This window comes from Flavobacterium endophyticum, from assembly GCF_003634455.1.
Taxonomy (GTDB): domain Bacteria; phylum Bacteroidota; class Bacteroidia; order Flavobacteriales; family Flavobacteriaceae; genus Flavobacterium; species Flavobacterium endophyticum.
Map to the genome: position 1 here is coordinate 323451 of NZ_RBLC01000004.1, position 9051 is coordinate 332501.

Consider the following 9051-nt stretch of genomic DNA (forward strand, 5'->3'; position numbering starts at 1 on the left):
ATTAATTTCACTTTTGCCTTTTCGAGTAAATAGTTTGTAAATCTAAAGATTAGAGCGCTTTAGCATTCTTAGCTTTCTGGTCTGTTATTGCTATGGCTAACACTTCGCTCATTTCTTTCACATAATGAAAAGTAAGTCCTTCTAGATATTCTGGCTTGATTTCATCGATATCGCGCTTGTTTTCATGGCAAAGGATGATTTCTTTAATGTTAGCTCTTTTGGCAGCTAATATTTTTTCTTTGATTCCACCAACCGGAAGTACTCTTCCACGAAGCGTAATCTCACCGGTCATAGCAAGGCTTTTCTTTACTTTTCGCTGTACGAAAGAAGAAACCAAAGAAGTCAGCATGGCAACTCCGGCACTCGGACCGTCTTTTGGAGTAGCTCCTTCTGGAACGTGAACATGGACATTATAATTAGCAATTACCTCAGGATCAATTCCCAATCGTTCTGCATTCGACTTGATATATTCTAGCGCGATTGTAGCCGATTCTTTCATTACCGTTCCCAAGTTTCCTGTCATGGTCAAGCTGCCTTTTCCTTTAGAAAGTATGGATTCTATAAAAAGAATATCACCTCCTACGCTTGTCCAAGCCAATCCTGTAACGACTCCGGCCACATCATTATTTTCGTATTTGTCGCGCTCCATTCTTGCAGCTCCAAGAATTTTGACAACATCTTCATCGGTTACTTTTACGTTATACTCCTCTTCCATCGCGATAGATTTTGCAGTATTACGAACCATTTTGGCAATTTGTTTTTCCAAGCCTCTGACTCCAGATTCTCTTGTATAGCCTACCACTATTTTTTCCAACTGTTTCTTACCTATAGACAAATCTTTTGTGGTCAGTCCGTGCTCTTTTAATTGCTTTGGAAGCAGGTGCTGCTTTGCAATTTCAACTTTTTCTTCAATGGTATAGCCTGTCATGTTGATGACTTCCATCCTGTCTTTCAGGGCTGGCTGTATCGAAGCCATATTATTAGAAGTAGCAATAAACATCACCTTAGAAAGGTCAAAGCCCATTTCTAAAAAGTTATCATAGAAATCTGAGTTTTGCTCAGGATCCAAAACTTCCAGCAAAGCTGAAGACGGATCGCCGTTGTTACTGCTTGATAATTTATCTATTTCGTCTAAAACAAAAACAGGATTAGATGTTTTTGCTTTTTTAAGGCTTTGGATAATTCTTCCTGGCATAGCGCCAATGTAGGTTTTCCTGTGCCCTCTGATTTCAGCTTCATCACGCATACCGCCTAATGAAATTCTAACATATTCTCTTCCCAAAGCTTCAGCAACCGACTTTCCGATAGATGTCTTACCCACTCCCGGAGGTCCATACAAGCAAAGAATAGGAGACTTCATATCATTTCGCAATTTCAGAACTGCCAAATGCTCAATCATTCTTTTCTTTACGTCTTCCAACCCGAAATGATCTCTATCCAATATTTTTTGGGCCCGTTTTAGGTCAAAATTGTCTTTAGAAAATTCATTCCAAGGCAATTCAAGATACAGCTCAAGATAGTTTCTTTGTATTCCGAAATCGGGAGACTGCGGATTCATTCGCTGCATTTTTGAAAGTTCTTTCTCAAAATGGTTCTTTGTCTTTTCGTTCCATTTTTTCTTGAGTCCTTTCTCGCGCATATCATCAATTTCTTCTTCATGAGAAACGCCTCCTAATTCTTCCTGGATCGTTTTCATTTGCTGATGAAGGAAGTATTCGCGCTGTTGCTGATCCAAATCAAAACGAACTTTAGACTGGATATCGTTTTTCAGTTCCAGCTTCTGCAACTCGACGTTCATGAAACGCAAAGTAGACAGTGCTCTTTCTTTCAAGTCATTAATCATCAACAAATCTTGCTTTTCTTTCACAGAAAGATTCATATTCGAAGAAACAAAATTGATCAAGAAAGACTTGCTTTCAATATTTTTTATAGCAAAAGTAGCCTCTGTAGGAATGTTTGGGCTCTCCTTAATGATTTGGATTGCCAATTCTTTTACAGAATCAATAATCGTAGAAAATTCTGCTTCGTCGTTATCTGGACGTTTTTCAGGAACTTCTTTGATGGTTGCTTTCAAGTAAGGTTGTTCTGAAGTAACGGTATCGATTTCAAAGCGTTTTTTTCCTTGAAGGATTACGGTCACGTTTCCATCAGGCATTTTTAAAACGCGAAGGATTCGAGCTACTGTCCCAACTTTATTGATGTCTTCTGGCGACGGATCTTCATCTTCTTCATTCTTTTGAGAAACGACTCCGATTACCTTTCCGCCTGCGTTGGCATCATTAATAAGCTTGATGGATTTGTCACGGCCAGCCGTAATAGGAATTACGACACCCGGAAACAAAACTGTATTTCGTAATGGCAGGATCGGAAGATCACTCGGAAGCTGCTCATTATTCATTTCTTCTTCATCCTCAGGGGTTAAAAGAGGGATTAATTCTGAATCGTTATCGAATTCTTGAAGTGACAGATTGTCAATTGTAAGTATTTTTTGATTTGACATAGTATATTTAAGTCATTTTGTCATTAAACATTTTTGGAGGGAATCCTGTTTTGCTATAGTGCTAACCTTATTCCTTTGAAAACCAAATAGTAATAAAATGAATTTATTGGCTTCGTTTATATAAAATCAATCTTTATGCCATAAAAAAATCCCGAATGAATCGGGATTTTATATTATAGATGTTGACATGACTTATTAATATTCAACATCGAAAGCTCCATTTGTAATTTGATAGGTAACAGCACCGATAACTACGGTTCCTGTAAATGTACCTTTAATTCTGGTTGCTGTTTTCTCAATTATAGTAACAGAACCGCTCGTTGCCGGTGTTCCAAAGCTGGCACTCTCAGGTTTAAAATTAACTTGAACAACATCAGTCGCTATGTTTCCTGTTATGGTATAAGTACCTGCCGTCAAGTTCGATCTCATGCTTACAGTAATGCTTTGTCCAGCATTATTTTCTGCAGCTACAGAAATAAAATCTTGTCCGCCAACCGATATTTCGCTTGTAAGGATGTCTGTATCATTAAACGGCAGACTGTTCAAAGTCGCATCGAAAGTATCGCCAGTCGGATTAGTTGTCGTGTATGGGATATTCGTAAATACTCCATTACTGAATGTTTTCGGAGCCACAGTCGTACTTTCATCACTCCAGTAACCTGTAAAAGTAAATGTTCCAGAAATGGTACGATCCGTAGTGTTAATAGAAGTAATGATAACAGAGCCTGTATCCGCATTTTCATCGGTCGGATGCGACCCGATAAATCCGTACTCGCTTCCTGGTGGTGTGTACGTTATAAGATTATCGTTTGCAGGATAAGTTCCTGCAACAGTACCATCCAAAATCATTGAAAAATTTTCTCCATTAGATCTGTAGGCACCAATGATTATAGAACCGCCAGAAATATAAGCCATGGTTGTGGTTGTTGAAAATGTTTGCCCATCAAAATCAGCTTTAAATAATGCTTCTTCTGTTTCGCCTCCTTCATTCGGGTCTATAGCGCTGTCTAATGGCTCATTATCACATGAAGTGAAGTTAAAGGCTGTGAAAATTAGCGCAAAAGCAGCTAAAAATTTTAATTTGCTCATTCTATTTTTGTTAGGTTTAATTAGGTTTCCAAATATAATTTTTTTATTTGAAACGCATAATATATATTTTTATTCTTTCGGGGCTATCTTTTTGGCACTCTAAATAAAAGAACTACTCCTGTAATAAAAAATATGGCTAGAAAAACGATAGCATTTCTCATGCTTCCTGTAATTTGATCTATAGCTGCAAAGATTCCCATTCCAATTACGATTCCTATTTTTTCGGCTACATCATAAAAGCTAAAAAATGAGGTCGTATCTTTTGTTTCTGGCAGTAATTTCGAATAGGTAGATCTCGATAAAGACTGGATACCGCCCATGACCAATCCTACAAAGCTGGCTACGACATAAAACTGGTTTGGAGTCTCGATAAGATAAGCTGCACCACAGAGCGTAATCCATATAAAATTTATAAATATCAATGTGCGGATATTTCCGAATTTAAGCGCTGCTCTCGAAGTTAGTATAGCTCCTGCCACTGCAACTAATTGAATCAACAATATACAAATGATTAATCCTGAGGTTCTTTGTGAATCGGTTTCCCAATTAACTTCTTGTTCTCCGAAATAAGTAGCCGCAAGCATAAACGTTTGGACTGCCATGCTGTAGACAAAGAAACTATAAAGATATTTTTTTAGAGTAAGATTCTCTCCCAACAAATTCCATACTTTTCGTAGTTCCTTAAAGCCGTTGAAGAAAACAGATTTCGTGATTTTATTTTCATTATTTCCTTTCGGCAGATAGTAAAATGAGTACTGCGCAAATACAATCCACCAAGCTCCAACGGAAATAAAGCAGTAACGCATAGCTTTCATGGCTGCCTCGCCTTCTGTACCAGTAATTCCAAATAATTCTGGCTTCATGACCATGGCTAAATTAACCACTAATAAGACGACGCTTCCTATATATCCTAAAGAATAACCTCTAGCACTCAATTTGTCTTGCTGTTCTGGAAAAGCGACATCAGGCAAATAGGAATTATAAAAAACCAAGCTTCCCCAAAAACCGATCAAACCGAAGAAATAGAAAGTCAAGCTGATATAAATCTGACTCAAATCAAACCAATACAGACCAATACACGAAAAGGCACCTAAATAGCAGAAAAACTGCAGGAAGGTTTTTTTATTTCCGACATAGTCTGAAATTCCGGAAAGCAACGGCGAGATGAAAGAAACAACCAAAAATGCTGCCGCTGTCACAAAACTAATTAATGCCGAATTTTTGAGCGTAGTTCCAAAAACATCAATATAAATATCTCCCTTAATTTTAAAAAGAGCTCCATAATAAATTGGAAAGATCGCTGAAGCAATAACCAAAGTATATACCGAATTTGCCCAATCATAAAACGCCCAAGCGTTCATTAGTTTTTTACTTCCTTTTGGTAAAGCTGTTTGCATAAGTTTGTTTTTAGGTATAAAAAAAGCTGCTCGTGAGAACAGCTTCGAAGATATTATTTTTTTATCTAATCGAGATTATCTTTTATTTAAATGTCACACCGTATTTTGCCGCTTCTGCTTTGGCCTGCGGAATCAAGGCTTTCAGGTTGGCAATTCTTGTGGAATTTGACGGGTGAGTACTCATAAACTCTGGCGGCGCACTGCCTCCCGAATTGGCTGCCATTCTTTCCCAAAAAGCAACCGACTGGTCTGGATTGTAGCCTGCTATTGCCATTAATGTCAGTCCAACCTTATCTGCTTCACTCTCATGACTTCTGCTGAAAGGCAGGGTCACTCCGTATTGCGTTCCTACCCCGTAGGCCTGCATTGCAATTTTCTGCGTAGCTTCAGTTTGGTTGCCGACAGCAGCTCCTACACCCGCAGCTCCCAATTGTTGCAAAACATCGGCACTCATTCTTTGCTGGCCATGATTTAATAGTGCATGGGCGACTTCATGCCCCATAACAACAGCCATGCCTGTTTCGTCTTTTGTAATCGGAAGAATTCCAGTATAAAAGACAATTTTTCCTCCTGGCATACACCATGCATTAACTTCTTTGCTATCGACCAATTTGTATTCCCATTGGTAGTCTTTCAAATACCCTTTATAGCCGTTAGCATTCAAATATTTTTCGGCTGCATTTTTAATTTTTGTACCTACAGTAGTTACTCTTTGCGCATCAGCTGTTCCTGTAATTACCTTATTCTCCTTTAGAAAGGCGCTATATTGCTGAAATGCCGACGGAAGAATTTGCGAATCGGGAACCAATGCCAACGTACTCTTACCCGTAAAAGGATTTGTTGCACAGGAATAAACAATACCAAAAATAGCAATCGGTAGTATCAGATATCTTCTTTTCATAAGAATCAATTTAATTGGTTATACTCAAATTTACTAATTTACTTCGACATTAGTTTCGAAGAAATCTTTATTTGTTGTTAAGATACTAACAATATTTCTATCAAGCGATATATAAAAACGGACTTTCAACTTAACAAATTGATTAATAGCACAAATGTCTTTTATGTTTAATTTATGATTCCTAAATTTAATAAACTTTAGCAGAAGTAATAACTTGCATAAAAATTTTGCCATATGTCTGATCAACCGAAAATACATCAACAATCCTTAAAAATACCAAAGTCGATTTTGATTACCGCTAAATTATTGGAAGTTACTTCTTCAAAATTAGCGATGAAATTTGCGGCAAAATTATTTACATCCCCCGTAAAATACAAGCTGCCCAAAAGAGAAATCGAAATGGACAAGAATTCGCTACAGCAAAACGTAACAATTTCAAGCATTGAAAAAGAAATAGTCGTTTATAGCTATGGGAAAAGCGATAAAAAAGTCTTGCTCGTCCATGGTTGGTCTGGAAGAGGCACACAGCTGGTAAAAATAGCGGACGAAATGCTGAAGTTAGGTTATACAACCATCAGCTTCGATGCGCCTGCTCATGGAAAGTCTCCAGGAAAGACGAGCAATATGACTGAATTTATAGCCAGTATTTTAGAATTGGAGAAGAATTTTGGCCCTTTTGAATTTGCAATCGGACATTCTTTAGGAGGCATGTCGATCCTCAATTCTATAAAAAGAGGACTGAAAGTAAAAAAAGCGGTCATCATTGGAAGCGGTGATATTGTGGAAGATATTATGGATGATTTTGTAGAAAAATTAGGAATGAATATTGCTATAAGTAAAAAGATGAAAGCTAGTTTCGAAAAGAAAATTGGAGAAACCATGGACAGCTTTTCTGCGTATGTAGCAGCAAAGGAAGTCTCAATTCCGGTTTTAGTACTTCATGATAAAGACGATGAGGATGTCCCTGTCAAGGCTGCCTATCACATTAATGAAAATCTAAAAGAAAGCGAATTGGTCATTACCGAGGGACTTGGCCATCGTAAAATATTAGGCGATGCAAAAGTCATTAAAAAAATTACAGACTTTTTAAAATAAAAACTATGAAAAATTACATCCTTCTATTAATTTCTTTTTTTACCTTTTTATCCTGCCAAAGCCAAGAGAAAAAAGAGGTTGCGAAAAACGAACCTGCTGCAAAAATCCAAAAGACAGATGCCGAATGGAAAAAAGAATTGACACCTGAACAATATGAAGTCCTTCGTAAAAAAGGCACAGAAAGAGCCTTTACTGGCAAATATTATAACCATTTTGAAAAAGGCAAGTATGTCTGTGCCGCCTGTGGAAATGTTCTTTTTAATTCTGATGCAAAATTTGACTCCGATTGTGGATGGCCTTCTTTCGATCAAGCCATAAAAGGCTCAGTAATATATAAAGAAGATACCAGTTTTGGAATGACAAGAACTGAAGTCATGTGCGCAAAATGCGGTGGCCATCTAGGACATGTTTTTGATGACGGCCCGAAAGAAACAACAGGAAAGCGTTTCTGTACAAATTCAGTTTCTATAAAATTTGAACCTGCTAAAAAATAATGCCATGAAAGAATATCCGATAAACAAAACCGAAGAGGAATGGAAAGCCCAATTAGGCTTGGAGCGCTATAAAATATTACGCCAAAAAGGAACAGAATTTCCACATTCTGGAAAATACAACCTGCTTTTTGAAAGAGGAACCTACTGCTGCGGTGCCTGCGGAGAGCCACTGTTTAAAAGCGACTCGAAATTCGATGCCCATTGTGGCTGGCCTTCTTTTGATGAATCGATTCATGGAAAAGTAGAATATATAAAAGATACTTCTCATGGAATGTTACGAACCGAAATTTTATGTGCCAACTGTGGCAGTCATTTAGGCCATGTTTTTGACGATGGTCCTACAGAAACAGGGCAACGCTACTGCGTAAACTCACTATCTATTGATTTCAAAGAGTAAAAGATGGATTTATTTAATGAGTCGACCGACTGGGCCGCAGCCCTTAAGCCATTAATTGTAAAGTATAAGGACAAGAAACATCCTCTTGACTATAAAAATCTGTATCAATTATTGGTCATGGTAGTTTTATCTGCGCAAGATAGCGACGCTCATATTAACAAAATTGCCCCGGAATTATTCAAGGCATTTCCGAACATGAAGTCCCTAGCAGAAGCACATGAAAAGTCACTATTACCTTATATAGAAGAAGTTCGCTTTCACGGAAATAAACTTAAATGGCTTCTTGAGATTGCAGAAAACATAAAACAAGACAAGAATATACCTCTGACAATGAAGGAATTGACAGCATTAAAAGGTATAGGCAGAAAATCAGCCAATGTAATCATGAGAGAAGCTGGGGCAGCCCCCGAAGGTATTATGGCCGATCTGCATGTTGTCAGGGTAGCGCCAAGATTAGGAATTGCCAAATCAAAAGACGCAGACAAAATTGAAAAAGAAATGATGGAAGTCTTGCCAAAATCGATGTGGTCTGAAGCTGGTCTTGCCATCTCCTTTTTAGGTAGGGAAACGTGCAGGCCAACAAATCCAAAACACAGTGAATGCATAATGAACTCTGTATGTGAGTTTTATAAAAATAAAAAAGGCGGTCAAAATTGACCGCCTTTTTTATTATAATATTTTTATTAAATCTCCAGCAGAAGTAAATAATGCTGTTAGTGAAGCATTGTCTTTTTTTAATACTAATTTATATTCTCCATCTGCTGCCACAGCAGCTTCCACAATTTGATAATCGCCATATTTAGCTTTTATATTCATAAGAGCCTCTTTATTAACCTCTTCTGGTGTTATCTTCTTGTATTCTTTTTCTTGTGATACTACCATAGCTGATTTCTCAGTTGCTTTAGCTTCAGTTGGTATACAAATTCCTATACCCAGAAACATTATCGATAAACAAAATAACTTTTTCATAATTATAATTTTTGTGTTGTTATAATAAAGTTAGTTCATTCATGATAGTAGTAAAAGCATTTTAAATAAACTTTAGTAGTCAAGAACGCCAATTTGGGTAAGATGCCTTGCATATATGCAAAAAAAAGAGTCCCTACGATATGTAAGGACTCTTTCAAAGGAAGGCGGCGACATACTCTCCCACAGGATTGCAGTACCATCTGCGCAGG

General features: G+C 37.5%; 9 protein-coding genes. 4 read left to right on the forward strand and 5 right to left on the reverse strand.

Annotated elements, in window-relative coordinates:
* Positions 1-49: 49 nt before the first annotated feature.
* The 4 genes from lon to CLV94_RS14535 form a co-directional block, all read right to left on the reverse strand.
* Positions 50-2500 (reverse strand): endopeptidase La, encoded by a 2451-nt coding sequence (gene lon, locus CLV94_RS14520; protein WP_121377218.1) that lies wholly within the window; start codon positions 2498-2500, stop codon positions 50-52.
* A 195-nt stretch (positions 2501-2695) separates the two neighbouring features.
* Positions 2696-3589 carry a DUF6252 family protein gene (locus tag CLV94_RS14525; protein WP_121377219.1) on the reverse strand — a complete coding sequence of 298 codons (894 nt, stop codon included), beginning with the start codon at positions 3587-3589 and terminating at the stop codon, positions 2696-2698.
* An 83-nt stretch (positions 3590-3672) separates the two neighbouring features.
* The gene (locus CLV94_RS14530; RefSeq protein ID WP_121377220.1) at positions 3673-4986 is read right to left on the reverse strand and encodes an MFS transporter; all 1314 of its coding nucleotides are present in this window, start codon (positions 4984-4986) and stop codon (positions 3673-3675) included.
* An 82-nt stretch (positions 4987-5068) separates the two neighbouring features.
* Entirely contained in the window at positions 5069-5887 is an 819-nt protein-coding gene (locus tag CLV94_RS14535) for a M48 family metallopeptidase (protein WP_121377221.1), read from the reverse strand.
* A 234-nt stretch (positions 5888-6121) separates the two neighbouring features.
* Here CLV94_RS14535 and CLV94_RS14545 point away from each other — a divergent pair, with 234 nt between their 5' ends.
* The 4 genes from CLV94_RS14545 to CLV94_RS14560 are packed head-to-tail and all read left to right on the forward strand — an operon-like array spanning position 6122 to position 8530.
* Positions 6122-6982, forward strand: a complete 861-nt coding sequence (locus tag CLV94_RS14545) for an alpha/beta fold hydrolase (RefSeq protein WP_121377223.1) — start codon at positions 6122-6124, stop codon at positions 6980-6982.
* Between the two features lie 5 nt (positions 6983-6987).
* Positions 6988-7476: a peptide-methionine (R)-S-oxide reductase MsrB gene (gene msrB / locus CLV94_RS14550; protein ID WP_121377224.1), complete on the forward strand. Its 489-nt coding sequence runs from the start codon at positions 6988-6990 to the stop codon at positions 7474-7476.
* 4 nt (positions 7477-7480) lie between these two features.
* Positions 7481-7873 carry a peptide-methionine (R)-S-oxide reductase MsrB gene (msrB, locus tag CLV94_RS14555; RefSeq protein WP_121377244.1) on the forward strand — a complete coding sequence of 131 codons (393 nt, stop codon included), beginning with the start codon at positions 7481-7483 and terminating at the stop codon, positions 7871-7873.
* A gap of 3 nt (positions 7874-7876) precedes the next feature.
* Positions 7877-8530, forward strand: a complete 654-nt coding sequence (locus CLV94_RS14560; RefSeq protein ID WP_121377225.1) for an endonuclease III domain-containing protein — start codon at positions 7877-7879, stop codon at positions 8528-8530.
* Between the two features lie 12 nt (positions 8531-8542).
* On the opposite strand, the gene CLV94_RS14565 is transcribed toward CLV94_RS14560, so the two are convergent.
* The gene (locus tag CLV94_RS14565; protein ID WP_147406638.1) at positions 8543-8842 is read right to left on the reverse strand and encodes a hypothetical protein; all 300 of its coding nucleotides are present in this window, start codon (positions 8840-8842) and stop codon (positions 8543-8545) included.
* Positions 8843-9051: the final 209 nt, after the last annotated feature.

Coding starts and splice junctions, on each gene's coding strand:
- lon (WP_121377218.1), bottom strand. CDS start 2,500: ATGTCAAATCAAAAAATACTTACAATTGACAATCTGTCACTTCAAGAA.
- CLV94_RS14525 (WP_121377219.1), bottom strand. CDS start 3,589: ATGAGCAAATTAAAATTTTTAGCTGCTTTTGCGCTAATTTTCACAGCC.
- CLV94_RS14530 (WP_121377220.1), bottom strand. CDS start 4,986: ATGCAAACAGCTTTACCAAAAGGAAGTAAAAAACTAATGAACGCTTGG.
- CLV94_RS14535 (WP_121377221.1), bottom strand. CDS start 5,887: ATGAAAAGAAGATATCTGATACTACCGATTGCTATTTTTGGTATTGTT.
- CLV94_RS14545 (WP_121377223.1), top strand. CDS start 6,122: ATGTCTGATCAACCGAAAATACATCAACAATCCTTAAAAATACCAAAG.
- msrB (WP_121377224.1), top strand. CDS start 6,988: ATGAAAAATTACATCCTTCTATTAATTTCTTTTTTTACCTTTTTATCC.
- msrB (WP_121377244.1), top strand. CDS start 7,481: ATGAAAGAATATCCGATAAACAAAACCGAAGAGGAATGGAAAGCCCAA.
- CLV94_RS14560 (WP_121377225.1), top strand. CDS start 7,877: ATGGATTTATTTAATGAGTCGACCGACTGGGCCGCAGCCCTTAAGCCA.
- CLV94_RS14565 (WP_147406638.1), bottom strand. CDS start 8,842: ATGAAAAAGTTATTTTGTTTATCGATAATGTTTCTGGGTATAGGAATT.